Source organism: Streptomyces sp. 8N114 (assembly GCF_052245835.1).
In the GTDB taxonomy this organism is placed as follows: Bacteria; Actinomycetota; Actinomycetes; order Streptomycetales; family Streptomycetaceae; genus Streptomyces.
On sequence record NZ_JBQQBT010000015.1, the window covers coordinates 123,158 to 147,794 of the forward strand.

Consider the following 24,637-nt stretch of genomic DNA (forward strand, 5'->3'; position numbering starts at 1 on the left):
TCACTGCGCGGCGTCGGTCAACGGGTGCCGTGCTCCCCGCCGTTGACGTTGAGCACCTGCGCCGTGATGTCGCGTGCCGCGGGCGAGGCCAGGAAGGCGACGGCTCCGGCGATGTCCTCCGGAACGCCAGGGCGGCCCAGCGCGGTGGAGGCGATGAGATGGTCACGCCGCTCGGGCGTGAGGTGGTCGCGGAAGAACTCGGTGTCGGCGATGTAGCCGGGCGAGACGACGTTCGCGGTGATGCCGCGCCGCCCCAGCTCCTGTGCCAGGCCCAGGTTCCAGGAGGCGACGCCCGCCTTGGCCGCCCCGTAGGCTCCGGAGCCCTTGTCGGCCGCGATGGAGCCGATGCTGATGACGGCGCCGCCCTCCGCGAGCCGGTCCTCGACCGCCTTGGTCGTCAGCGCCGCGCTGAGCAGGTTGGCGTCCAGGTTGGCGCGGAACCTCCGCGCGAACGCCGCCAGCGGGCTGAGTCCGGGGTCCTCCGAGGCGTCGAAATCGGTGTTGCCGCCGGCGTTGTTGACCAGGACGTCGAGCCGCTCGGGCAGCTGGGGCAGCAGCCGCTCCACCGCTTCCGAGTCGGTGTGATCGCAGACCACGGCTCGCGCGCCGATCTCCTCGGCAGCCGCCTCCAGTACCTCCTTCCGGCGCCCCGTGATGACGACCGTCTCCCCCTGCTCCGCGAAATGCCGCGCCACAGCCAGCCCGATGCCCGTCGCACCGCCGGTGACCAGGATGCCGCGTGCCATACAGTGTCCTCCACGCTCTGTTAAGACCTGAATTTAGACCTGAACATAACATCGCATGGAGGGGCCATGGCAAGCGATCACTCCCCGTCGGACGGCACGGCGTCGGACGGCACGGCCGACTACCCCGTGGCGGACATCGCCGCCGCATGGCAGCGCGAGCGCCCCGGCACGCCCGTCTCCTCGATCGGCATCGTCACCCCGCTCTGGCGGCTGGCGAAGCTGCTCGGCGACGACCGCCGCCGGGTGCTCGCCCGCGCGGGCGTGGACGCCGCCACGCTGGATCTGCTCAGCGTGCTGCGGCGCACGGGTGAGCCGTACACGCTCACCACACGCGAACTTTCCGCCCGCTCCATGATCACCGCGGGCGCCATCTCCCAGCGGGTGGCCCGCGCCGAACGCGAGGGCCTGGTCACCCGCCGCTCCGGAGGAGGCCGCCGCCGGTCCGTCCTGGTCGAACTGACCCCCGCCGGGCACCAGCTGGTCGAGTCCACCGTCGACCAGGTCCTCACCCGCGAGGCCGAGCTCCTGACGGGCCTCGACCCCGAGCAGCAGAACCAGCTCGCCGAGCTTCTGCGTGTTCTCCTTCAGGACGTCCAACGGCAGTTGAATGATCACCGATTGACTCATGTGGGCGAACTGGACTAACGACTGTTGGCCCACACGCCCCTGCTGTAACTTTTGAGCGACCGAACTGCGGGTGATTCGCACCGCCGTCGCCCACGGAGAGAGAGCTGAGACAACTTGCGCATGAAAAAGCAGGCCAGCACAGCGATGTGGACCGCAGCAGCCCTCGCCGCGTCCCTCTTCCTGGGCGCGTGCGGGAGCGACGGCGGGTCCGACGACAAGATCGACGGCGCCAAGGGGGAGGGCAAGACGGAGTCCAAGTCTCCCTCGCCCACGAAGAGTTCGGGTGGGTCCGGGCGCCAAGCGCCTGACGAGATCAAGCTGGCGAAGGACGCCAAGAACGTCTTCGAGGACGCCGAGACGGGTGACCCGAAGAAGGACGAGGTCCTGGCGGACAACCAACGCCGCATCAACGCGATCGACCGGGTCATCACCACCGGGAAAGACCTTGATGGGGTGACGGTCTACGCCAAGGGAAAGGCCGCCATCTCCGCAAACGAGTACATCCTTAGCTTCACCAAGCACGGGAAGAGTTGGGCCGGCGTCACGCGCTACTACAACCAGACCGTCAAGCTGGATGGAGACAAAGCCGCCAGCCTGACCTTCTGCACTGACGAAAGCAAGTCGAAGAACAAGATCGTCAAAACGGGGAAACTGGAGCCCAACAACGGGGGCGACCAGAACTACATCCTTTCCACACTGCAGATGGAGCGCAACAAAGACGGCGTCTGGCAAGCGACATCCGGTTCTGAGACAGCGGGGGCCAAAAAATGCATGAGTTGACACGCAAAGGTTCAGTGGCAGGCCTGGCGACAGTGCTTCTACTCACCGTTTCCGGGGGCGCATACGCCACCGAAACCGGGGGAAAGGGGTCGGGGAAAGGGTCGCTCACTGGTAACGCCAGTAATGGGAAGCTGGAGGCCGGCGTCTCCCACGTGCAGATAACCGGCGGAGGCGGTGGAGGGAAGAACACCGTCAAGTTGAATCCCAAGGACCCCAACTGGGAGCCCCCGGCCTGCTGGTACGAGCCGAAGACCACTCCCAAGCAGCTCAAAGAGAAAATCGAGAGCCTGAAGCCCAAGAAGCGGAAGAAGGAGAAGAAGGAGAACGACGGGCCGCTGTCCGGAGGCGTCGACCCGATAGACCTCTCGGACGCCCTCCGCGGTCAGGCCTCCAACATCTACGAGAACTACTACCAGACCGACAAGTACGACGACTACAACATCGACAAACAGGGCAAGGGCATGTTCTGGGAGGGGGTGCGGAATCCCAACAAGGCGGACGACCCGAAGGCGGACGAGTGCAGCGAGCACGCCATCTGGGTGCCCAAGGGCAAGCCCCCGAAGAGCATGCCGCTCGCGGTCAGTCCGGAGATCCTCGCGCAGTACGCATACGAGGAACTGCCTATTCCGGGGACCGAGATATCGCTGAACCCGGAGAACAAGCAGACGGTCAATCTCGACACGTGGGTGTGGCTGGACAAGGGGAAGTTCAAGCCGGTGGACGTGACTGCCTCTCTCGATCTGGAAGACGGCACCCACCTCTCGGCGACCACCACCGCCAAGCCCACCTCGCTCACCCTCGAACCGGGAACCGGCGACGCGAAGATGTACCCCGGCTCCGGAAAGTGCGTGGTCAAGAACGGCCAGCTCGGTGAGGAGTACTCGGCCGGGAAGAAGGACCAGACCCCGCCCTGCGGGATCAGGTATCTGCGGGCGAGCGGCAAGAACGGCTCCTACCCGCTGAAGGCGACCCTCACCTGGAACATCACCTGGAAGGGTTCCGACGGCACCGGTGGCGACCTGCCCGCCGGCACCTTCAGCACCACAAAGGACGTCACCGTGAAGGAGATCCAGTCCATCGTGCGTGACTGACCCATCGCCGGACGGAAACACGAGAAGCGGAAACGAGAAGCGGAAACACAGCGCGGCGCCTGCCACAACCCGGTCGGGGACTGGCAGGCGCCGCGTCGTCCGTACGCCGTTGTACGGAAGCTCCAAGGAGAGGGTTACACCGCCAAGGACCGGTCCGTGGGGCGGATCGGCGCGTGCAGGGTGCTGGTTTCGCCGGTGAGGTAGCGGTCGACCGCCTTCGCGGCGGAGCGGCCCTCGGCGATGGCCCAGACGATCAACGACTGGCCGCGGCCCGCGTCACCGGCGACGTAGACGCCGGGGACGTTGGTGGCGTAGTCGCCGTCCCGCGCGATGTTGCCCCGTGCGTCGAGCTCGACGCCGAACTGCTCGACCAGGCCGTTCTCCCGGTCGACGCCGGTGAAGCCCATGGCGAGGGTGACCAATTGGGCGGGAATCTTCCGCTCCGTGCCGGACTTGGGCTCCAGCTTGCCGTCCACCATCTCGACCTCGACCAGGTGGAGCCACTGGACGTTGCCGTCCTCGTCGCCCTCGAAGTGGGTGGTGTTGACGGAGTAGACGCGCTCGCCGCCCTCCTCGTGCGCAGACGTCACCTTGTAGAGCATGGGGAAGGTCGGCCACGGCTGGCGGCCCGGGTCCCGCTCCTCGCCCGGCTTGGGCATGATCTCCAGCTGGGTGACGGAGGCCGCGCCCTGCCGGTGTGCGGTGCCGACGCAGTCGGCGCCGGTGTCGCCGCCGCCGATGACGACCACGTGCTTGCCCTCGGCGGTGATGGGGGGCGTCACGAAGTCGCCCTCCTGCACCTTGTTGGCCAGCGGCAGGTACTCCATCGCCTGGTGGATGCCGTTCAGCTCGCGGCCGGGAACCGGCAGGTCACGCGCCGTGGTGGCGCCCGCCGCGATGACGACCGCGTCGTACCGCTTGCGCAGCTTCCGCGCGTCGATGTCGCGGCCGATCTCCACGCCGGTGCGGAACTTGGTGCCCTCCGCGCGCATCTGCTCGATACGGCGGTTGATGTGCCGCTTCTCCATCTTGAACTCGGGGATGCCGTAACGGAGGAGACCTCCGATGCGGTCCGCGCGCTCGTAGACGGCGACCGTGTGGCCGGCGCGGGTGAGCTGCTGGGCCGCGGCCAGCCCCGAGGGGCCAGAGCCGATGACGGCGACGGTCTTGCCGCTCAGCCGCTCCGGGGGCTGCGGGGTGACGCCGCCGGTCTCCCACGCCTTGTCGATGATGGAGACCTCGACGTTCTTGATGGTGACGGGCGGCTGGTTGATGCCCAGCACGCACGCCGACTCGCACGGCGCCGGGCACAGCCGCCCGGTGAACTCGGGGAAGTTGTTCGTGGCGTGCAGCCGCTCGCTCGCGGCGTCCCAGTCGCCGCGGTAGGCGTAGTCGTTCCACTCGGGGATGAGGTTCCCCAGCGGACAGCCGTTGTGGCAGAAGGGGATGCCGCAGTCCATGCAGCGCCCGGCCTGCTTGCTGATGATGGGCAGCAGGGAGCCGGGTACGTAGACCTCGTTCCAGTCCTTGACCCGCTCTTCGACAGGGCGGGTCTCGGCGACCTCGCGGTCGGTGTTCAGGAAGCCCTTGGGGTCAGCCATTGGTCGCCGCCTCCATCATCTTCTCGTGGGTCTCGGACTCACTGAGCCCCGCTCGCTCGGCGGCGTCCTTGGCGGCGAGCACAGCCTTGTACGTGGCGGGCAGGACCTTGCTGAAGCGGCTGAGCGCTCCGTCCGGTCCGTCCCAGTCGGCGAGGAGCTTCGCGGCCACGGTCGAGCCGGTCTCCTCCTGGTGGCGGCGCACGACTTCGTGCAGCCACGCCTTGTCGTCGTCGGTCAGCTCCTCGACGGCGCCGCGCAGTCCGGCGTTGACGTTCGCCAGGTCCAGGTCGATGACGTACGCCGTACCGCCGGACATTCCGGCGCCGAAGTTACGGCCGGTGCTGCCCAGGACGACGGCCGCGCCGCCGGTCATGTACTCGCAGCCGTGGTCGCCCACGCCTTCGGAGACGACCAGGGCACCGGAGTTGCGGACGCAGAAGCGTTCGCCGACCCGGCCGCGCAGGAAGATCTCGCCGCCGGTGGCGCCGTAGGCGAGGGTGTTGCCCGCGATGGTGGAGTACTCGGCGAGGTGGTCGGCGCCCCGGTCGGGGCGGACGATCACTCGGCCGCCGGAGAGGCCCTTGCCGACGTAGTCGTTGGCGTCGCCCTCCAGCCGCAGCGTGATGCCGTGCGGGACGAAGGCGCCGAACGACTGGCCGGCGGAGCCGGTGAAGGTGATGTCGATGGTGTCGTCGGGCAGTCCGGCGCCGCCGAACTTCTTGGTGACCTCGTGTCCGAGCATCGTGCCGACGGTCCGGTTGACGTTGCGGATCGCGACCTGGGCGCGGACCGGCTCCGCCTGCTCGGCGGTGTCGGCGTGCAGCGCGTCGGCCGCCAGCTTGACGAGCTGGTTGTCGAGCGCCTTCTCCAGGCCGTGGTCCTGGGCGACGGCCTGGTGCAGCACGGCGCCCTCGGGGAGTTCGGGGACGTGCAGCAGCGGCGCCAGGTCGAAGCCCTTGGCCTTCCAGTGGTCGACGGCGCGCGAGGTGTCGAGCAGTTCGGCGTGCCCGATGGCCTCGTCCAGGGTGCGGAAGCCCAGCTCGGCCAGGAGTTCGCGGACCTCTTCGGCGATGAACTCGAAGAAGTTGACGACGTATTCGGCCTTGCCGCTGTAGCGCTCGCGCAGCACCGGGTTCTGGGTGGCGATGCCGACCGGGCAGGTGTCCAGATGGCAGACGCGCATCATGACGCAGCCGGAGACCACCAGCGGCGCGGTGGCGAAGCCGAACTCCTCGGCGCCCAGCAGCGCGGCGATGATCACGTCGCGGCCGGTCTTGAGCTGGCCGTCGGTCTGCACGACGATCCGGTCGCGCAGCCCGTTGAGCAGCAGCGTCTGCTGCGTCTCGGCCAGGCCCAGCTCCCAGGGGCCGCCCGCGTGCTTGAGGGAGGTGAGCGGCGATGCGCCGGTGCCGCCGTCGTGGCCCGAGATGAGCACGACATCGGCGTGGGCCTTGGAGACGCCCGCCGCGACCGTGCCGACGCCGACCTCGGACACCAGCTTCACATGGACGCGGGCTGCCGGGTTGGCGTTCTTCAGGTCGTGGATGAGCTGGGCGAGGTCCTCGATGGAGTAGATGTCGTGGTGCGGCGGCGGCGAGATGAGGCCGACGCCGGGCGTGGAGTGCCGGGTCTTGGCAACCCACGGGTAGACCTTGTGCCCCGGCAGCTGGCCGCCCTCGCCGGGCTTGGCGCCCTGGGCCATCTTGATCTGGATGTCGTCGGCGTTGACGAGGTATTCGGAGGTGACGCCGAACCGGCCGGAGGCGACCTGCTTGATCGCGGAGCGCCGGGCCGGGTCGTAGAGCCGCTCGGGGTCCTCGCCGCCCTCACCGGTGTTGGACTTGCCGCCGAGCTGGTTCATGGCGATCGCCAGCGTCTCGTGCGCCTCCTGCGAGATGGAGCCGTAGGACATGGCGCCGGTGGAGAACCGCTTGACGATCTCGCTGGCGGGCTCGACCTCCTCTACGGGGATCGAGGGCCGGTCGCTCTTGACGTTGAACAGGCCGCGCAGCGTCATCAGCCGCTCGGACTGCTCGTCCACCCGCCGGGTGTACTGCTTGAAGATGTCGTAGCGGCGCTGCCGGGTGGAGTGCTGGAGGCGGAAGACCGTCTCCGGGTCGAACAGATGCGGCTCGCCCTCGCGACGCCACTGGTACTCGCCGCCGATGTCCAGCAGCCGGTGCGCGGGCGCGATCCCCGAGGACGGGTACGCCTTGGCGTGCCGGGCCGCCACCTCCTTGGCGATGACGTCGATACCGGCGCCGCCGATCTTGGTGGTGGTGCCGTGGAAGTAGGTGTCGACGAACGACTCGTCCAGGCCGACGGCCTCGAAGACCTGCGCGCCACGGTAGGAGGCGACGGTGGAGATGCCCATCTTGGACATCACCTTCAGCACGCCCTTGCCCAGCGCGTAGATCAGGTTGCGGATGGCTTGCTCGGGCGGCAGCTCCTCCGCACCCGGCAGGAATGTCCCCGCGCGCACCAGGTCCTCGACGGACTCCATGGCCAGATACGGGTTGACCGCGGCGGCGCCGTAGCCGATGAGCAGCGCGACATGGTGGACCTCGCGTACGTCACCGGCCTCGACCAGCAGCCCGACCTGGGTGCGCTGCTTGGTGCGGATGAGGTGGTGGTGCACGGCGGAGGTGAGCAGCAGTGACGGGATCGGTGCATGCTCGGCGTCCGAGTGCCGGTCGGACAGCACGATGAGCCGGGCTCCCGACTCGATCGCCGCGTCGGCCTCCGCACAGATCTGCTCGATACGGGCCGCGAGGCCGTCCCCTCCTTCGGCGACGCGGTAGAGCCCGGAGAGCGTGGCGGACTTGAAGCCCGGCAGATCGCCGTCGGCGTTGATGTGGATGAGCTTGGCCAGCTCGTCGTTGTCGATGACGGGGAACGGCAGCGTCACACTGCGGCAGGAGGCGGCCGTCGGGTCCAGCAGGTTGCCCTGCGGGCCCAGCGACGAGTACAGCGAGGTGACCAGCTCCTCGCGGATCGCGTCCAGCGGCGGGTTGGTGACCTGCGCGAACAGCTGGGTGAAGTAGTCGAAGATCAGCCGGGGCCGCTCGGAGAGCGCCGCGATGGGCGAGTCGGTGCCCATGGAGCCGATCGGCTCGGCGCCGCTGCGGGCCATCGGGGCGAGCAGGACGCGCAGCTCCTCCTCGGTGTAGCCGAAGGTCTGCTGACGGCGGGTGACCGAGGCGTGGGTGTGCACGATGTGCTCGCGCTCGGGCAGATCGGCCAGCTCGATGAGCCCGCCGTCCAGCCATTCCTGGTACGGGTGCTCGGACGCCAGCTGCGCCTTGATCTCGTCGTCCTCGATGATCCGCTTCTCGGCGGTGTCCACCAGGAACATCCGGCCGGGCTGGAGACGGCCCTTGCGCACGACCTTGCCCGGGTCGATGTCGAGCACGCCGACCTCGGAGGCGAGGACGACGAGCCCGTCGTCGGTGACCCAGTACCGGCCCGGACGCAGTCCGTTGCGGTCGAGAACGGCGCCGACCTGGGTGCCGTCGGTGAAGGTGACACAGGCGGGGCCGTCCCAGGGCTCCATCATCGTGGAGTGGTACTGGTAGAAGGCGCGCCGCGCGGGGTCCATCGAGTCCTGCGACTCGGCGCTCTCCCACGCCTCGGGCACCATCATCAGCACCGAGTGCGGCAGCGAACGACCACCCAGGTGCAGCAGCTCCAGCACCTCGTCGAAGGTGGCGGAGTCGGAGGCGCCCGGGGTGTTGACGGGGAAGATCCGCTCCAGCGTCTGGTGGTCCCCGCTGTGCTTATGGTCGGCAGAGCCGAACAGTTCAGAGCTGAGCTGCGACTCGCGGGCCCGCATCCAGTTGCGGTTGCCCTGCACGGTGTTGATCTCGCCGTTGTGCGCGACGAACCGGTACGGGTGGGCCAGCGGCCAGCTCGGGAAGGTGTTGGTGGAGAAGCGCGAGTGCACCAGCGCGATGGCGGTGGCGAAGCGGCGGTCCGACAGGTCCGGGAAGAACGGCTCCAGCTGTCCGGTGGTCAGCATGCCCTTGTAGACCAGGGTGCGGGCCGAGAGCGACGGGAAGTACACGCCCGCCTCGCGCTCGGCGCGCTTGCGCAGCACGAACGCGAGCCGGTCGAGAGCGATGTCGCTGCGCTGGCCCTCCTGGTCGGCGACGAACAGCTGCCGGAAGGTGGGCATGGTGGCGCGGGCGCCGGGGCCCAGCAGCTCGGGCGCGACGGGCACCTCGCGCCAGCCGAGCACCGTCAGCCCCTCCTCGGACGCCAGCGTCTCGATGTGCGAGACGGCCGCCGAGGTGGCCGAAGCGTCCTGGGAGGTCTCCTCCTCGCGGGGCAGGAAGGCGATGCCCACCGCGTAGGAGCCCTGCTCGGGCAGCGCGAACGGGACGCTCTCCCGGAGGAAGGCGTCGGGGACCTGCAGCAGGATGCCGGCGCCGTCACCGGTGTCCGGGTCCGACCCGGTGGCGCCCCGGTGCTCGAGATTGCGGAGCACGGTCAGTGCCTGTTCGACCAGCTCGTGGCTGGGCTCACCGGTCAGGGTCGCCACGAAGCCGACACCGCAGGCGTCGTGCTCGTACCGGGGGTCGTACATCCCCTGCTTGGCAGGGTGGTGGGCGGCCCAATCCGCTGTCGGCGCAGCACGCATCGGCTCTCCCGTCGTCTCGTGGCAGTGGTACGTACCGAGGGACGACGTTGGCCCTCATGATGCAGAAAGTGGTGCAGAAATTTTCGTGCAGGTTACATGGTGGCCGACTTCCCGGAAAGTGGAAGACGCATCTCACCATACGAACGCGGGCGCAGCTGTGTAAGCGCGCCGACGCGGAGTGGCCCTTATGGGGCCTGGAGGGACCTGCACAGAGGGTTCGGGGTGGGTGGCCCCGGGTGAACGAGCGGCTTTCTCTCGCACGCAGGCGTCGTTGCCGGCGGCGTTACGGACTACTGCCCAGCGCCACACAAGCTGAAACCGCCGGGTAACACAAGGATCCTGCACGCCCCGGCCCACCGGCGCTGTGACGGCCACCACGCGAGCAGTCCGCGGCCCCTCCTCCGCGCCGCTCCGTACGGGGAAGGGGCCGGGCCGGAGCTCCCTGTCAGCGTACGCGGAGGCGCACCGGCAACGACTCCAGCTCGTTCTGCGTCAGCACCGGCCGGTTGCGGATCTGCGTGACCGGCACGGCCAGCGAGAGCGCGGGAAACCGCCCGAACAGGGCAGGCAGCGCGACCGACGCCTCCAGCCGGGACAGCGCGGCGCCGGGGCAGATGTGCGGCCCGTGCCCGAAGGCCAGGTGCCGGACGGGCGCGGCCCTGCGCACATCGAAGGAGTCGGCATCCTCCCCGTGCTGGGCGCGGTCCCGTCCGATGGCGCGGTAGGACATGACCACCCCCTCCCCCTCGCGCACCACGACGTCACCGACCTCGATGTCCGAGGTCGCGAACCGCATCAGCAAGTGGGTGGAGGGCGACTCCCAGCGCAGCGTCTCCTCGATGACCGCCTCCCAGCCGACCTGGCCGTCGAGCACGAGGCGCAGCTGGTCCGGATGGGTGAGCAGCGCACGGACCGCGCACAGGATCAGGGTCACGGTGGTCTCGTGCCCGGCGGCGACCATGGCCTCCAGATTGCCGCGCACCTCCTCCGCGGTCAGCGGCTCGCCGCCCTCGTCGGCGAGGATGAGGGCGCTGGTCAGATCGTCGCCGGGGGAGGCGGTCTTGTCCCGGACCATCTCTGCGTAGAGATCGTCCAGCTCCTTGATGACGGCGAGCCGCTCGTCCTGCGGCGTCAGCATCGAGAAGAACGCCTCGTACAGCCGGTGCAGCCGCGGCTCCAGCTCGGGTTCGACGCCCATCAGGGAGCAGACCACCGACATCGGCAGCGGCTGCGCGAAGGCAGACTTCAGATCGAGGGGTGCGTCGGGGGCTTCCGCTGCCCGTGCCGCCATCGCGTCCAGCAGCCGGCCGGTGATCCGTTCGACGACGGGCCGGATCGCCTCCAGCCGGCGCGGGGTGAGGGCCTGCGCCGTCTTGGCCCGCAGCCGCCGGTGCTCGGCTCCGTCGACGGTGAACATGGAGCGGCCCGCGTCGATCATGCCGATCAGCGGCCAGCTCTCGTCGACCTCACCGCTGCGCCACAGGTTCCAGCGGGTGATGTCCTTGACCAGCCGGGTGTCGGTGAGCAGCGTGCGCGCTTCGGCGTGGGTGGTGACCGTCCACGCCTCGGCGCCCATCAGATCGATCCGGGCGAGCGGCCCGGCGGTGCGCAGCGCCTCGGTCTCCTCGGCGAGGCGGCCGACGAGCGGGTCGATGCTGAGCGGGTCGGTGACGATCGGGCAGCCGGCGGATCCGGGCGCTGCTCCCCCGTCCGCGGGACACCTGCCGGAGACCGGCGCTGCCGCCTCGCCGCCGGGGCGGGCCGCGCTCACCGCGGACTGTCCGTTGCCGTTCATCAGCGGCCTCCGTACGGGGGTGTGGTGGCGAACCGGACGGGGAGCACCGTCATACCGCGCAGGAAGGGCGAGGGGCGGCGGGCCAGGGTGCTGGGCGCGACGGCCAGTTCCAGGTCGGGCAGCCGGTCCAGCAGCACCTCGATGCCTGTTCTGGCGATGACCTCGGCGATCTCCTGCGCCGGGAAGGGGCACTGGTACTCGCCGTGGCTGAAGGCGAAGTGGGCGAAGTTGCTGTTGCGCAGGCCGTCCGCGCTGTGCTGCGTGTGTGCCGCCGGGTCGCCGTTGGCTCCGGCGAGGCCGAGCAGCAGCATGTCTCCCCGGGCGATGGTGTGACCGCCCAGCCGGGTGTCGCGCGCGGCCCAGCGCCCGGCGAGTATCTGGGTGGGGGTGTCCTCCCACAGCACCTCGTTCATGGCCTCGGGGATGCTGTGCCGGCCGCCGGTCAGCGAGGCGGCGAAGCGGTCGTCGGTGAGCATCAGCCGCACCGAGTTGCCGATCCAGTCGGCCGTCGGGAGGAACCCGGCGGAGGTGATGGCCATGAGGTTGAGGGCGTATGCCTCGTCGGTGAACTCGTCGGGGTGGGCCAGCATCGCGGAGAGCACATCGGCGCCAGGGGTGGCGCGTTTCCGGGTGATCAGCTGCTGCATGAGAGCCAGCGCCTGCTCGAACCCGGCCAGCGCGTCGGGGCCGCCGTCACACATGTCCGTCAGGAAGCGGATCAGTTCGGGCCCGTCGGAGTCCGGGAAGCCCAGGATGCGGGCGAGGGTGAGGATCGGCAGCGGTTTGGCGTACGCGGAGACGATCTCGGACTCGCCCGCGCCACAGAAGCCGTCGATGAGGCGGTCCGCTATCTCCTCGGCGGTGCGGCGCAGTTCGATGGGATCGACGCTCTCCAGCGCGGGCTGGACCATGGCCAGATGGCGGCGGTGCTCCTCGCCGACGGTGAAGTAGACCGAGGGCTGCTGGACGCCGATCATCGGGCGCAGCGGCCAGTCCTCCGGGATGGTGGCCCACTGGTTCCACAGGCTCTGGTCGCGGGGGAAGAGCACCGGGTCGGTGGTGACCTGGTAGAGCTCGCGGTAGCCGATGACGAGCCAGGCGGGCACGTCGCCGGGGAGGGTCACCGGGACGACGGGGCCGTGGTCGCGGCGCATGTCCCGGTAGACCGCCTCCAGGTCGGTGTGGAAGCGGGGGCCCATGAGCGGTACCGGCCCTGGGGCGCTGCCGCCGCCCGCGTGGGCCGGGCACCCCCGGCTCCCCGGGGGAGGGGTGCCCAAGGCTGGTGGGCCGTGCGCGGCTGCGGGCTCGTAGGGCTGGGGCTGACTGGTCACGGTCGGTACTCCCCTGTGGGCTGCGGCACTTGGTGTTCGCAGATGTCACTTTGTGCACAGCCTAAGCAAGTTCACGATCAGCGGGAGGCCGTTCTCGACGATCGGCGTTGCGCTTTGTCCGCCATGTTGCTGCCCGCAATCGTTCGCTCAACTATCCGCGGTGCACGGACCCTTGACGCGCCGGTAAGTCGGCCGCACTATCTGTAAACGTTTTCAGTCGCTGTAAAGGTTTACGGCCGACTGTGGGCCCACCATCGCGAAGGGGCGAGCAGTGATACCTGAGGACGGACCACCGACCATCGTGTCGATCGCGGAACGGGCGGGCGTCTCGATTGCCTCGGTCTCCCGGGTCCTCAACGGGATGGGCGCGCGGCCGGAAACCGTACGGCGGGTCGAGCGCGCGGCGGCGGAGCTCGGCTATGTGCCCAACGCCGTGGCCCAGTCCCTCAAGGGCGGTCGCACCAAGCAGCTGACGTTCGCCATGCAGGACATCGGCAACCCCGTCTACGTCGCGATGGTCCGCCAGATCCAGGCCGTTGCCCGGGCGGCGGGCTACCGGCTGCTGCTGCACTCCACGGATGCCGTGCTGGAGGAGGAACTGGCCGTCGTCCGCAGCCTCGGTGACCGCACCAGCGACGGGCTGATCCTCTGCCCCATCCGCATCACACCCGAGCACATCGAAGTGCTGAAGGCCGCGGCGGGCCCGGTCGTCGTCATCGGATCGCTGCCCGGCGACGTACCCGTGGACGCCGTGGCGGCCGACTCCGTCACCGGCGCCCGGCTGGCCGTCACCCACCTCGCGGAGACGGGCAGGCAGCGCATCGCCTTCCTCAACGGGCCGCTGGACACGGTGCCGGGACACAACCGCCGCCAGGGATACCTCAAGGCGCTCGCGGATCACGGCATCGTGCCGGAGCCCGCACTGGAGCGCGCCACCTCCTTCGGGCTGGCGGCCGGCCGCAGGGCACTGCTCGACCTGCTCGACTCCGGCGCGGCCCCGGACGCCGTCTTCTGCGCCAACGACCAACTCGCGCTCGGTGCGGGGCAGGCCGCGCATGAGCGCGGCCTGCGGATACCGGAGGATCTGGCCCTCGTCGGCATGGACGACAGCGAGCTCGCCCGCGCGGGGTGGCCTCCGCTCACCAGCGTCGACCTGGGGTCGGAGGAACGTGGCAGGACGGCGGCCCGGATGCTGCTGGAACGGCTCGCCCAGGACGCTACGGCGGCGCGCCGAATCACCACTGCGCCGCGGCTCGTCATCCGGGCCTCGTCCGCCCCACGGAGAGGCTCCGCCTCGTGAGCGGCGCCCGGCATGGGGGGCTGCGCTTGCCCACCCTGCGCCCCTGGCGCAGACTGCCCAAGCTTCGCAGCGCAGAGGAGACGCGCCCCGTAAGGGGCGCGGGGAACTGTGCGACAAGCCACGACGTGCCCGCAGCCCGCAGACGTCGGGAAGGGGCACCCCCTCGGCGGGAGCCGCCCCGCACCCCGGCGGCCCGCAAGCGGATGCTGGGGCTCGACCATGGCGCCTGGTTCCTGTTGTTGCCCGCGCTGATTCCGATCCTGGTGCTCAGCGTGGGCCCGCTGTTGTACGCCGTCTCGCTCGCGTTCACCGATGCGCAAGCGGGCCGCACCGTGCGGACCGACTTCATCGGCGTCGACAACTTCGCCGACCTGCGGCTGGACTCGCTGTTCTGGGAGTCGTTCCGGATCGGCCTGGTGTGGGCCGTCTCGGTGACCGCGCTGCAACTGCTGCTGGCGCTGGGGCTCGCGCTGCTGCTCGACCAGAACCTGCGGTTCCGCTGGCTGGCCCGCACCCTCGCGCTGGTGCCCTGGGCCATGCCGGAGGTCGTCGTCGGCGTCATGTGGCGGCTCGTCTACCACCAGGACGCGGGCATCCTCAACAAGACGCTGCGGCAGCTGGGGTTGCTCGGGGAGGGCTCCGGCAACATCGACTGGCTGACGAACCTCTCGCTCGCGCTTCCCGCCGTCATCCTCGTCGGCGTCTGGGCCGGTATGCCGCAGACCACCGTGGTGCTGCTGGCCGGGCTGCAGAACGTACCCCGCGAACTGACCGAGGCAGCGCAGCTGGACGGCTGCGGAGTGTGGCGGCGGTTCGCCACGGTGACCTGGCCCGCGCTCAAGCCGGTGGCCCTCGCCATCACCGCGCTCAACTTCATCTGGAACTTCAATTCCTTCGGCCTGGTCTATGTGCTCACCCAGGGCGGCCCCGGCGGGCAGACGCGGCTGCCGATGCTGTTCGCGTACGAAGAGGCTTTCACCTACGGCCAGTTCGGCTACGCCGCCGCGATGGGCGTCGTGATGATGGCCGTCGTCGCCGTGTTCCTCACGGTGTTCCTGCGCAAGCGCCTGAAAGACTCCGAGGAGGGCCCAGCATGAGCGCGCCGGCCACCACCGTCCCCCCTGCTTCCACCCCGTCGGCCCGGCGCCGGGCGCGGCGGATCGCGGGCCGTACGGGACAGTACGCGGGGCTGCTGGGCTATCTGGTCTTCCTCGCCTTTCCGCTGGTGTGGCTGCTGTCCACGTCGTTCAAGTCGCCGGCGGAGCTGGGGAAGATCGACCCGACGTGGATTCCGCAGCACCCCACACTGGAGAACTTCAGCTCCGCCTTCGAGGCGCAGCCGCTGGCCCGCTCGGCGCTCAACAGCCTGATCGTGGCGGGCGGCGCGACCCTCGTCTCCGTCGCGATCGCGGTGCCCGCCGCCTATGTGCTGGCCCGCCACCGCTCCAAGGTGAGCGGTGCCGCGAACGGCTGGGTGCTGGTCAGCCAGATGTTCCCGTTCGTGCTGGTGATCATCCCGCTGTTCCTCGTCCTGAAGAACCTCCAGCTGATCGACTCGGTGGGCGGGCTGATCGTCGTGTACGTCGTCTGGAACCTGCCGTTCTCGCTGTGGATGCTGCAGAGCTATGTGCGTGCGGTGCCCGTCTCGCTGGAGGAGGCCGCCGCGGTGGACGGGGCGAGCCGGCTGCGCATTCTGCGCAGTGTGGTGCTGCCGCTGCTGGCGCCGGGACTGGTGGCGACGTTGATGTTCTCTTTCGTGACCGCCTGGAACGAGTTCTTCTTCGCCCTCGTGCTGCTCAAGTCGCCGGAGAACCAGACGATGTCCGTCATCCTGACCCGCTTCCTCGGCGCCGAGGGCGTCGCCGACCTGGGCCCGCTGGCCGCCGCCTCGGTGCTGGCGACCGTCCCGAGCCTGCTGTTCTTCGCGCTGCTCCAGCGGCGGCTCGCCGCCGGGATGCTGGCAGGGGCGGTGAAGGGCTGATGCGCAGCGTCACACTCCTGGGCCGACGGGCCGCCGCGACCCTGCTGGCCTGCACGCTGCTCGCCTCCTGCGGGGGCGGGGGCGACGGCGAGGGGGGCGGGGACGGCACCGTCACCCTCGACTACTACAGCCTGGCCTGGCAGAAGGAGTCGATCACGGCCAACAAGAAGCTGGTCGCGCAGTGGAACAGGACGCACAAGAAGGTCAAGGTCCGCTATGTGCAGGGCGCCTGGGAGAGCGTCCACGACCAGTTGTTGACCTCCTTCGAGGGCGGCGAGGCGCCCGACATCATCCATGACGACGCCAGCGATCTGACCGACTTCGCCTACGGCGGCTACCTCGCCGATCTGCGCCCGTATTTGCGGAAGTCCACCCGCTCCGCGATCCCGCGGCAGAGCTGGGGCTCCGTGACGATGAACGGCGGCCGTGTCTACGGGGTGCCGTTCCTCCAGGAGCCCCGGGTGATCATCGCCAACCGGAAGCTGCTGGAGCGGTCCGGGGTGCGGATCCCCACGGCGGAGAAGCCGTGGACATGGCGCGAGTTCGAGCGCGTGTCGAAGAAGCTGACCCGCGACAAGGACCACAACGGCAAGCCCGAGCGGTACGGCACCGTGTGGACGATGAAGGAGCCGGTCAAACAGACGGTCAACCTGGCGCTGTCCACCGGCGGGAAGGTCTTCATCAAGAAGCGGACGGACGACGGCACCAAGAACGCCGTCCGCTTCGACGCACGGGACTCGGCAATCAGCCGGCTGATCCACCGGCAGGTCGACGAGGACCGGACGGCACCCAGGAGCGGGCTCGGCATGGGCGGCTCCGACGCGCTGCCCGGCTTCTTCGCGGGCCGCTACGCGATGGCCCCGCTCAACTTCTCCTACCGGCAGCAGGTGCAGCAGCAGGCCCCGAAGGGGTTCGAGTGGACCGTACTGCCGCTGCCCCGGGGTGAACGCCCCGGCGAGAACGCCCAAGGCGTCGTCCCGCAGACCCTCTCGGTGGCACAGGAGAGCGGGCACAAGCAGGCCGCCGCCGACTTCGTCGCGTATATGACCACGCCCGAGCACCAGGCCGAGCTCGCCAAGGGCGACTGGCTGCTGCCCACCGCCACCGAGGCGCTGAAGGACACCGCCGTCAACCGGCGGAAGGACGGCTGGCGGACGGGCGCGCAGACAGCCCGCACCCTGCTGCCGTCACCGACGCTCGGCGTACGGGGTTACGCGGAGTGGTCGGACAAGGTCGCCACCCCCGCCTTCCAGCGCTACTACAACGGCGACACCGACCTGGGGACGCTGCGCGACTCACTCGTCGGCGACGGCAACCTCATACTCAACCGCTACCAGCGCTAGGGCACGCACGGAACGCACAGAAAGAGCAGCGCATGAGCGCCGAGCACTCGGCCGCAGCACCGACCGCACCACCGCCCGCACACGCTTCGCACCCCGCACCCGTACACCCCGCACCCGCACTCGCCGCTCCCGCCGCCCTCGCCCCCTCTCCCGCCGACCGTGCCCGCGGCGCCATGGTCGGGCTCGCCGTCGGTGACGCCCTCGGGGCACCGGCCGAGAACATGAAGCCCTCGCAGATCCGCGAACGCTGGGGCCGGATCGAGGGGTTCGTCTGTGACGACCCGGCGGGTACGGACGACACCGAGTACGCCATCTTCTCCGGGCTGTTACTGGCCGAGCACGGCTCGGCCCTCTCGGTCACGCATGTGGAAGCCGCCTGGCACCGCTGGATCGCCGATCTGGAAGGGGACGGGACAGGCTCCTTCCGCGGCGCGGGCTTCAGCGAGCGCGGCACGCTGGAGAATCTGCGCCGGGGCCTGGCGGCGCCCATCTCCGCACAGCACCGGCACGCCTGGAGCGACGGGCTGGCCATGCGTGCCGCGCCGTTCGGTGTCTTCGCCGCGGGCCGGCCGGCCGAGGCTGCGCGGCTGGTCTCCATCGACGGCACCGTCAGCCACGAGGGCGAGGGCATCTACGGCGGGCGCGCCGTCGCGGCCGGGGTGGCCGCCGCCATGGTGAGCGACAACCCGGGCGCCGTCGTCCAGGCCGCGCTGTCGGTCATCCCCGAGGACGCCTGGACCTCCCGGTCCCTCCAGCGCGCCGTCTCAGCGGCGCGGCGTGCCCCGCTGCGGCCGAACGCCAGCCGGCTGAGCGTCGAGCGGGCCGTGCGCTCGTCCGTCGTCATCGGCGGCTATCCGTGGACGGACCTGGCACCGGAGGCCATCGGGCTGGCGTTCGGCGCGTTCACCGCCGCGCGCGGCGACTTCACCGGCTCGGTGCTCACCGCCGTCAACATGGGCCGCGACGCCGACACCACGGCCGCCGTCGCCGGGGCGCTGGCGGGCGCGCTCCGCGGCGAGTTGGCCATTCCGGCCCAGTGGGCCGCCGCGATCCGGCCGGCCCGCGGCAGCTGTCTGCCCGCCATGGCCGGACGGCATGTCCGCGACATCGCCGACCGGCTGGCGCCGGCCCACGGCTCCCAGGCACCCCGCCACGGCGCACCGGCGCCGCACCGTGAACCCTCGGCACCGCGCCCCGAACCACCGGCATCCCGCCGTGAATCGGCCCCCCGCCCCGAACCGTCGGCACCGCGCCGCGAACCTTCGCCCCTCCGCCGCGAAGCACCCGCACCGCGCCGCGAAGCACCCGCACCGCGCCGCGAAGCACCGGCACAGACACCGGCACCAGCACCGGGCCGCGAGCTCCTGGCGCCCGCCCATGGTGCACGGGATGCCGCATGCCACGACGCGCGGGACGCCTCATGAACTGCGTCACCGCCGTGCCATGTCCCACTCCCTCGCCGGGCGGCGACGGGGCCGCGCGTATCGAGGGGCTGCTGCTGGGGCTGGCCGCCGGGGACGCGGCGGGCTGGCCCTCCGGGCGGCACCGCGCAGCCCGGCTGCCGGACTGGACACGCAGACTGACCCGCGAACTCGACACGTTCGCCGAGCAGAACGCCACCACGACGCTGCCGGTGCCCATCGCGCTCAACCAGCCGCCCGAACCGCTGCGGCTGGGCCCGTCCGACGACGCGGAATGGGCGGCCTTCACCGCGCACGCCATCCTGTCGGCCGACGCCGCAGGCCACAGCGACCTCGCCCCCGACCAGCGGGTTCGCGCGGCGCTGACCCTGGCCTGGAACGCGCTGGCCGACGAGGTCGCGGCAGCCGCCGAGCAGGCCGAGGAGATCGAGTCGGCGCAGATCCCGCTGCGCGCCCGGATCTCCGTACGCGCGGGCCTGGGCAACCTCGCCGCGGGGCTGAGGCCGCCGGCAACCGGGCACGACAACCCGCACTACTTCGACGACGCCGCCTGCGTACGCGCCGCCGTACTGGCCGTCGTACACCCCGGCGATCCCGTCTCCGCCGCGGCGCTCGCGGAGTTCGACGCCCGCTACTCGCAGGACGACGACGGGGTGCACGGCGCGCGTGCGATGGCCGCGGCCGTCGCGGTCGCGCTGGCGGGCGGCGACACCGGTACCTGTGTGGAGGCAGCGCTCGGCCAGCTCCCCGAGGGCACCGAGATCCGCCGCAACACACTGCACGCCGTACGGCTGGCGCGCGGGGCGCTGCGGGACAGCGCCTCGGGGCCCGGCAGTGCGTTCGCGCTCGTCCCCGTGCTGGAGCACGAGATCGTCGACCACGTCTACAGCTACGGCATCGCCGCCGCCGAGACCATGCCCGTCGCGCTCGCCGTGGCGACCGCCGCACAGGGCTCGCTGAGCGCCGCCGTACCCGCCGCCGCCTGTCTGTCCCGGGTGGCCGACTCGGCACCCGCGCTGACCGGGGCGCTGGCCGGCGCCCTCGGCGGCTCCGGAGCGGTGCCCGCCTCCTGGCGGGAGAGCTGCCGGGAGCTGTCCGGCTGCGCGCTGCCGCAGTTCGCCGGCACCGATCTGGTGGAGACCGCGCGGCGGCTGGCCGCGCACCATCTGCTCACGCTCCCGGCCGACGCACCACCGACCGCCGCCAAGACCCTCGCCCCGGAAGGACCCCCGGAATCATGAGTTCCTCCCCCGCACCCGACCGTGCGCTCCCCTCGCTGGAGGACCGCACCATAGGCTGCCTGGTCGGCGCCGCTGTCGGCGACGCGCTGGGCGGCCCGGTCGAAGGCTGGACCCCGGAAGCCATCGCCGAGCGGCACGGCGGCCGGGTGAGGGGCATCGTCGAACCGTTCCACAAGGACCGGTGGCGCACGGCCCGGCCCATCGCGCCGTACCACAAGGGCGACGGGCACGTCACCGACGACACCCTCATGACACACGCCCTGATCCGCGTCTACGAGACGGTACGCGACCATCTGGACGCGTACGCGGTCGCCGACCATCTGGTGCCCGACCTCATCGGCACCCCCCGCTGGGTCCCCGAACTGGAGGCGGAGGCCCTGCTGTTGCAGCGGATCTTCCTCGCCGAGAAGTGGCTGGTGGCCCGGCTGCACTACGGGCATGTGGACCCGCGCGAGGCGGGGACCGGCAACATCGTCAACTGCGGGGCCGCGATGTACATGGCGCCGGTCGGAGTCGTCAACGCGGGCAACCCGGACGCCGCCTACGCGGAGGCGCTGGATGTGGCGGGCGCCCACCAGTCCTCGTACGGGCGGGAGGCGGCCGGGGTGTTCGCCGCCTCCGTGGCCGCGGCGCACCGGCCGGGCGCCACGCCCGGGTCGGTCGTCGAGGAGGCGCTGCGGCTCGCCAAGGACGGAACCCGCGCCGCCATGACGGAAGTCTGTGAGACGGCCGCGCGGTACGACGACTGGGAGGCCGCGCTGGCCCCGCTGCGGGAGGCCGTCGCGCCCTTCGACACCGTGGGCCCCGACTACCGCAACCCGTCGCTGGGTGCCCGCCGGCCCTCCCGGCTGCACGCCATCGAGGAGCTGCCGATAGCCCTCGGCATGCTGCTGGTCGGTGGCGGCGACTACCGCGCCACCGTCCTCGGCTCCGTCAACTACGGGCGGGACTGCGACTCCATCGCCTCCATGAGCGGAGCCCTCGCCGGTGCCCTGCACGGCGAGGCCGCCGTCCCGGCCGAGTGGAGCCGGCAGGTCGCCGCCGCCAGCAAGCTGGACCTGCACGCCCCCGCGGTGTCGCTGGCCGCGGTCGCCCGCGAGGTCTTCGCCCGCGACGTGGCACGCAGGCGAGCCCACGAGGCGGCCTTCGAGGCGCTGGGAGGGCGGCGATGAGCGACGGCCCTCCCAGTGCCCTGCGTCTCACCTGGGTGCAGCCCGAGGACCTGGTCGGGCACGAGCTGCGGCAGGCTGCCGAGGACGGGCGGGACGCCTCGGCGATCGAGCGGCGATGGCTGGCCGCCGGGGGCCGGCCGGCGCCGGAGCGGGCCGGTGCTTCGGGCGGCCCGGCCGACCCCCGACTGCGGTCGCTCGCCGAGGAGTTGCTGGACGAACTGGCCCAGCTGGCGGCGCCTTCGGCCGGGGACGAGCCGACCGGTCTGGAGGCGATCCGCGCCTGCTGCCCGGACTGGCCCACCGCCCGCCACCCGGTGGGGCCCGGGCTCGAAGAGCGGCTGCACGCCGCCTGGTCGGGCCGGGCCGCCGGGTGCGTGCTGGGCAGGCCCGTGGAGAAGCTGCCGCTGGAGGGCATCCGGGCGCTGGCCCGTGCCACCGGCAACTGGCCGCTGACCGCCTGGTTCACCGCACGCGGCCTCGATCCGGAGACCGCCGCCGCACACCCCTGGAACCGCCGCTCCGCGGCGAACTCGCTCGCCGAGAACATCGACGGGGCACCCGAGGACGACGACCTCAACTACCCGCTGCTCGGCATCCTGCTGCTGGAGCGGTACGGCCACGGGTTCGGCACCGCCGACGTGGCACGGCTGTGGCTGGACGAGCTGCCGGCCGGCCGTACGTTCACCGCGGAGCGCGTGGCCTACCGGAACCTGCTGGCCGGAGTGGAGCCGCCGCGTACGGGGACGTACCGGAACCCGTTCCGCGAGTGGATCGGCGCCCAGATCCGCGCCGACATCTTCGGCTGGACCCACCCGGGCGACCCGGCGGCCGCGGCCGAGGCCGCGTGGCGGGACGCGGTGCTCACCCATACGGCGAACGGCGTCTACGGCGCGATGTTCGTCGCGGCAGCACTGGCCCGTGCGGCGGGCGGGGGCGCGGACGCCGATGTGGACGCATGCCTGGCGGCGGGGCTGTCCGTCGTACCGCCCGCTTCCCGGTACGCGGCTGCCGTCCGCACCGGCATCGCCGCAGTGCGTGCGGCCCGGGACGGCAGCGTGGCGGGATTCGAGCCCGTGGTCGACAGGCTGCACACGGCGTACGGCAGCCACCACTGGGTCCATGTACTGCCCAACGCGGCGCTGGTGGCCGCGGCCCTGACCCATGCGCGCGGCGACTTCGACGGCGCCGTCCGCCGGGTGGTGTCGGGCGGCTGGGACACCGACTCGAACGGGGCGACGGCCGGTTCCCTCACCGGCTTGCTGGCGGGCTCCCCCGCCGCTCTCCCCGCCCGCTGGACGGCTCCGCTCAAGAACCGGCTGGCGACGAGCGTGGGCGCCCTGAACGGTACGGGTTTCGACGCGCTCGCGGCACGGACGTTCGCGCTGAGCACCGTCGCAGCGCGCGGGCCGGATCGGCCCTCCCCGCCGCGCCTGGCGGCAGACAGCCCCCATCCTTCGACGTCGCAGGAGGCCCCGCACCATGAGTGAACCCCCTCTCAAAGATCTCCGCGTCCTCGACCTGGCCACTCTCTTCGCGGGGCCGCTGGCGGCCACCATGCTCGGTGACTTCGGCGCCGAGGTCATCAAGGTCGAACACCCGCGCAAGCCCGACCCGTCCAGGGGGCACGGCCCCGGCAAGGACGGGGTCGGCCTGTGGTGGAAGCTGCTGGGCCGCAACAAGAAGACCATCACCCTGGACCTCTCCTCCCCCGACGGCCGCGACGTCCTGCTGAAGCTCGCCGCGGGAGCCGATGTCGTCGTGGAGAACTTCCGCCCCGGCACCCTGGAGCGGTGGGGGCTGGGCTGGGAGGAGCTGTCCGAGGCCAACCCGCGGCTGGTCCTGGCCCGGGTGACCGGCTTCGGCCAGCTCGGCCCGTATGCGCGCCGCCCCGGGTTCGGCACTCTCGCCGAGGCGATGAGCGGTTTCGCGGCGCTCACCGGCGAACCGGACGGGCCCCCGACCCTGCCGCCGTTCGGCCTCGCGGACTCGATCGCCGCGCTGTCCACGGCGTACGCCGTCATGACCGCACTGGCCGGGCGCGAGGGCACCGGGCGGGGCCAGGTGGTGGACATGGCGATCATCGAGCCGATGCTGACCGTACTGGGCCCGCAGCCCATCTGGTACGACCAGCTCGGCTACGTCCAGCCGCGCACCGGCAACCGGTCCGCCAACAACGCGCCCCGCAACACCTACCGCACGGCGGACGGCCGTTGGGTGGCCGTCTCCACGTCCGCGCAGTCCATAGCCGAGCGCGTACTGCGGCTGGTGGGGCACCCCGAGTTCCTGGCCGAGCCGTGGTTCGCGACCGGCGCGGGCCGCGCCGCGCACGCGGCGGAGCTGGACGAGGCGGTCGGCGGCTGGATATCCCGCCACGACCACGACGAGGTGCTCCGCGCCTTCGAGGAGGCTCAGGCCGCCATCGCGCCGGTCTACGACGTCCGCGACGTGCTGGCCGACGAGCAGTACCGCGCCCTCGGTTCGATCACCGAAGTGGAGGACGACGAACTCGGCACGGTGAAGATGCAGAACGTCCTCTTCCGGCTCTCCGAGACCCCCGGTTCCATCCGCTGGGCAGGCCGCCGGCACGGCGCCGACACCGACGAGGTGCTCTCGGGCCTCGGTCTGACGGAAGAGCAGATCGGCAAGCTGCGGGAGGGAGGTGTGGTGCGGTGAGGTCCTCAACGGCGGCACCGGCCCCGCACACAACCGGCCCTGCCACCGCCGAACCCTGCCTGACCTGGCTCTACGCCCCCGGGGACCGGCCCGATGTGGTCGCCAAGGCACTGCACTCGGGCACCGATGTGGTGCTGGTCGACCTGGAGGACGCCGTCGCGCCCGAGCGTAAGGCGTACGCCCGCGCCGCCACGGCCGAGCTGCTGTCCGACGGCGCGCCCGGCCCGGTGCCCGTCCATGTACGGGTCAACGCCCTGGACGGTCCGCTCGCCGAGGACGACGTCCGTACCCTCGCGCCGCTGCCGGGGCTCGCCGGGCTGCGGCTGCCGAAGGTGCCGGGTGTGGGCGAGCTGCGGCGCGCCGCCGGCTGGGTACCGCGGGGGAACGATGTGCCGCCGCTGTACGCCCTGTTGGAGTCCGCGCTCGGGATCGAGCACGCCTTCGAGATCGCGACCGGACATCACGCCGTACGCGGCATCGCCCTGGGAGAGGCGGACCTGCGCGCCGACCTGGGATTGCCGTCCGGTGCCGGCGGCGGTCTGGAGTACGCGCGGGGGCGTGCGGTGGTCGCGGCGCGGGCCGCCGGGCTGGCACCCCCGCCCCAGTCGGTGTATCCCGACGTACGGGACGTCGAGGGGCTGGCCCTGGACTGCGCGGAGGGGCGGGCGCGCGGGTTCCTCGGGCGGACGGCCATCCATCCGCGGCAGCTCCCGGTGATCGAGGCAGCGTACCGGCCCAGTGCGGAGGAGATCGCGACGGCGGAGGAGATCGTGACGGCCGTCGGCACCGACGCGGGGGCGCTAGCGCTGGCGGACGGCCGCTTCGTCGACGCGGCCGTCGTCGCGGGGGCCCGCCGCACGCTGGAGCTGGCCCGCCGCCGCTGATCCGTCCGCTAT

General features: G+C 71.2%; 18 protein-coding genes. 13 read left to right on the forward strand and 5 right to left on the reverse strand.

Going from position 1 to position 24,637, the window contains the following annotated elements:
• Positions 1 to 17: 17 nt before the first annotated feature.
• Positions 18 to 746: an SDR family NAD(P)-dependent oxidoreductase gene (locus ACTWQF_RS26155; protein ID WP_443282138.1), complete on the reverse strand. Its 729-nt coding sequence runs from the start codon at positions 744 to 746 to the stop codon at positions 18 to 20.
• A 66-nt stretch (positions 747 to 812) separates the two neighbouring features.
• Between ACTWQF_RS26155 and ACTWQF_RS26160 the strand changes: the two genes are divergently transcribed.
• From ACTWQF_RS26160 to ACTWQF_RS26170, 3 genes are all read left to right on the forward strand, one after another.
• A complete protein-coding gene (locus tag ACTWQF_RS26160; RefSeq protein WP_443282139.1) occupies positions 813 to 1,391 on the forward strand; it encodes a MarR family winged helix-turn-helix transcriptional regulator in 579 nt (192 codons plus the stop codon).
• A gap of 102 nt (positions 1,392 to 1,493) precedes the next feature.
• Positions 1,494 to 2,153, forward strand: coding sequence for a hypothetical protein (locus tag ACTWQF_RS26165; protein WP_443282140.1), 660 nt, complete (start codon positions 1,494 to 1,496; stop codon positions 2,151 to 2,153).
• A 152-nt stretch (positions 2,154 to 2,305) separates the two neighbouring features.
• The gene (locus ACTWQF_RS26170) at positions 2,306 to 3,244 is read left to right on the forward strand and encodes a hypothetical protein (RefSeq protein ID WP_443282141.1); all 939 of its coding nucleotides are present in this window, start codon (positions 2,306 to 2,308) and stop codon (positions 3,242 to 3,244) included.
• 134 nt (positions 3,245 to 3,378) lie between these two features.
• On the opposite strand, the gene ACTWQF_RS26175 is transcribed toward ACTWQF_RS26170, so the two are convergent.
• The 4 genes from ACTWQF_RS26175 to ACTWQF_RS26190 form a co-directional block, all read right to left on the reverse strand.
• Positions 3,379 to 4,845 carry a glutamate synthase subunit beta gene (locus tag ACTWQF_RS26175; RefSeq protein WP_443282142.1) on the reverse strand — a complete coding sequence of 489 codons (1,467 nt, stop codon included), beginning with the start codon at positions 4,843 to 4,845 and terminating at the stop codon, positions 3,379 to 3,381.
• A complete protein-coding gene (gene gltB, locus ACTWQF_RS26180; RefSeq protein WP_443282143.1) occupies positions 4,838 to 9,484 on the reverse strand; it encodes a glutamate synthase large subunit in 4,647 nt (1,548 codons plus the stop codon). Before gltB ends, ACTWQF_RS26175 begins: the two co-directional genes overlap by 8 nt.
• 445 nt (positions 9,485 to 9,929) lie before the next feature.
• Positions 9,930 to 11,279 carry a cytochrome P450 family protein gene (locus tag ACTWQF_RS26185; RefSeq protein WP_443282144.1) on the reverse strand — a complete coding sequence of 450 codons (1,350 nt, stop codon included), beginning with the start codon at positions 11,277 to 11,279 and terminating at the stop codon, positions 9,930 to 9,932.
• Positions 11,279 to 12,478 (reverse strand): cytochrome P450, encoded by a 1,200-nt coding sequence (locus tag ACTWQF_RS26190; protein ID WP_443282178.1) that lies wholly within the window; start codon positions 12,476 to 12,478, stop codon positions 11,279 to 11,281. Before ACTWQF_RS26190 ends, ACTWQF_RS26185 begins: the two co-directional genes overlap by 1 nt.
• A 403-nt stretch (positions 12,479 to 12,881) precedes the next feature.
• Here ACTWQF_RS26190 and ACTWQF_RS26195 point away from each other — a divergent pair, with 403 nt between their 5' ends.
• The 10 genes from ACTWQF_RS26195 (at position 12,882) to ACTWQF_RS26240 (ending at position 24,625) form a co-directional block, all read left to right on the forward strand.
• Entirely contained in the window at positions 12,882 to 13,910 is a 1,029-nt protein-coding gene (locus tag ACTWQF_RS26195; RefSeq protein ID WP_443282145.1) for a LacI family DNA-binding transcriptional regulator, read from the forward strand.
• Between the two features lie 203 nt (positions 13,911 to 14,113).
• Entirely contained in the window at positions 14,114 to 15,007 is an 894-nt protein-coding gene (locus ACTWQF_RS26200) for a carbohydrate ABC transporter permease (RefSeq protein ID WP_443282179.1), read from the forward strand.
• Positions 15,004 to 15,891, forward strand: a complete 888-nt coding sequence (locus ACTWQF_RS26205; protein ID WP_443282146.1) for a carbohydrate ABC transporter permease — start codon at positions 15,004 to 15,006, stop codon at positions 15,889 to 15,891. The genes ACTWQF_RS26200 and ACTWQF_RS26205 overlap by 4 nt, the downstream gene beginning before the upstream one ends.
• Positions 15,891 to 17,234 carry an ABC transporter substrate-binding protein gene (locus ACTWQF_RS26210; protein WP_443282147.1) on the forward strand — a complete coding sequence of 448 codons (1,344 nt, stop codon included), beginning with the start codon at positions 15,891 to 15,893 and terminating at the stop codon, positions 17,232 to 17,234. Before ACTWQF_RS26205 ends, ACTWQF_RS26210 begins: the two co-directional genes overlap by 1 nt.
• 173 nt (positions 17,235 to 17,407) lie before the next feature.
• The gene (locus ACTWQF_RS26215; RefSeq protein WP_443282180.1) at positions 17,408 to 18,658 is read left to right on the forward strand and encodes an ADP-ribosylglycohydrolase family protein; all 1,251 of its coding nucleotides are present in this window, start codon (positions 17,408 to 17,410) and stop codon (positions 18,656 to 18,658) included.
• The gene (locus ACTWQF_RS26220) at positions 18,655 to 19,896 is read left to right on the forward strand and encodes an ADP-ribosylglycohydrolase family protein (protein WP_443282181.1); all 1,242 of its coding nucleotides are present in this window, start codon (positions 18,655 to 18,657) and stop codon (positions 19,894 to 19,896) included. Before ACTWQF_RS26215 ends, ACTWQF_RS26220 begins: the two co-directional genes overlap by 4 nt.
• Positions 19,893 to 21,068: an ADP-ribosylglycohydrolase family protein gene (locus ACTWQF_RS26225; RefSeq protein ID WP_443282148.1), complete on the forward strand. Its 1,176-nt coding sequence runs from the start codon at positions 19,893 to 19,895 to the stop codon at positions 21,066 to 21,068. The genes ACTWQF_RS26220 and ACTWQF_RS26225 overlap by 4 nt, the downstream gene beginning before the upstream one ends.
• Positions 21,065 to 22,555 carry an ADP-ribosylglycohydrolase family protein gene (locus ACTWQF_RS26230; RefSeq protein ID WP_443282149.1) on the forward strand — a complete coding sequence of 497 codons (1,491 nt, stop codon included), beginning with the start codon at positions 21,065 to 21,067 and terminating at the stop codon, positions 22,553 to 22,555. Before ACTWQF_RS26225 ends, ACTWQF_RS26230 begins: the two co-directional genes overlap by 4 nt.
• Positions 22,548 to 23,741, forward strand: coding sequence for a CaiB/BaiF CoA transferase family protein (locus tag ACTWQF_RS26235; RefSeq protein WP_443282150.1), 1,194 nt, complete (start codon positions 22,548 to 22,550; stop codon positions 23,739 to 23,741). Before ACTWQF_RS26230 ends, ACTWQF_RS26235 begins: the two co-directional genes overlap by 8 nt.
• Positions 23,738 to 24,625 (forward strand): HpcH/HpaI aldolase/citrate lyase family protein, encoded by an 888-nt coding sequence (locus ACTWQF_RS26240; RefSeq protein WP_443282151.1) that lies wholly within the window; start codon positions 23,738 to 23,740, stop codon positions 24,623 to 24,625. The genes ACTWQF_RS26235 and ACTWQF_RS26240 overlap by 4 nt, the downstream gene beginning before the upstream one ends.
• The last annotated feature ends 12 nt before the right edge of the window (positions 24,626 to 24,637 follow it).

Bases quoted from the DNA above. Each gene is read 5' to 3' on its own strand.
- ACTWQF_RS26155 (WP_443282138.1), bottom strand. From the start codon at position 746: ATGGCACGCGGCATCCTGGTCACCGGCGGTGCGACGGGCATCGGGCTG.
- ACTWQF_RS26160 (WP_443282139.1), top strand. From the start codon at position 813: ATGGCAAGCGATCACTCCCCGTCGGACGGCACGGCGTCGGACGGCACG.
- ACTWQF_RS26165 (WP_443282140.1), top strand. From the start codon at position 1,494: ATGAAAAAGCAGGCCAGCACAGCGATGTGGACCGCAGCAGCCCTCGCC.
- ACTWQF_RS26175 (WP_443282142.1), bottom strand. From the start codon at position 4,845: ATGGCTGACCCCAAGGGCTTCCTGAACACCGACCGCGAGGTCGCCGAG.
- gltB (WP_443282143.1), bottom strand. From the start codon at position 9,484: ATGCGTGCTGCGCCGACAGCGGATTGGGCCGCCCACCACCCTGCCAAG.
- ACTWQF_RS26185 (WP_443282144.1), bottom strand. From the start codon at position 11,279: ATGAACGGCAACGGACAGTCCGCGGTGAGCGCGGCCCGCCCCGGCGGC.
- ACTWQF_RS26190 (WP_443282178.1), bottom strand. From the start codon at position 12,478: ATGGGCCCCCGCTTCCACACCGACCTGGAGGCGGTCTACCGGGACATG.
- ACTWQF_RS26200 (WP_443282179.1), top strand. From the start codon at position 14,114: ATGCTGGGGCTCGACCATGGCGCCTGGTTCCTGTTGTTGCCCGCGCTG.
- ACTWQF_RS26205 (WP_443282146.1), top strand. From the start codon at position 15,004: ATGAGCGCGCCGGCCACCACCGTCCCCCCTGCTTCCACCCCGTCGGCC.
- ACTWQF_RS26210 (WP_443282147.1), top strand. From the start codon at position 15,891: ATGCGCAGCGTCACACTCCTGGGCCGACGGGCCGCCGCGACCCTGCTG.
- ACTWQF_RS26215 (WP_443282180.1), top strand. From the start codon at position 17,408: ATGGTCGGGCTCGCCGTCGGTGACGCCCTCGGGGCACCGGCCGAGAAC.
- ACTWQF_RS26220 (WP_443282181.1), top strand. From the start codon at position 18,655: ATGAACTGCGTCACCGCCGTGCCATGTCCCACTCCCTCGCCGGGCGGC.
- ACTWQF_RS26225 (WP_443282148.1), top strand. From the start codon at position 19,893: ATGAGTTCCTCCCCCGCACCCGACCGTGCGCTCCCCTCGCTGGAGGAC.
- ACTWQF_RS26230 (WP_443282149.1), top strand. From the start codon at position 21,065: ATGAGCGACGGCCCTCCCAGTGCCCTGCGTCTCACCTGGGTGCAGCCC.
- ACTWQF_RS26235 (WP_443282150.1), top strand. From the start codon at position 22,548: ATGAGTGAACCCCCTCTCAAAGATCTCCGCGTCCTCGACCTGGCCACT.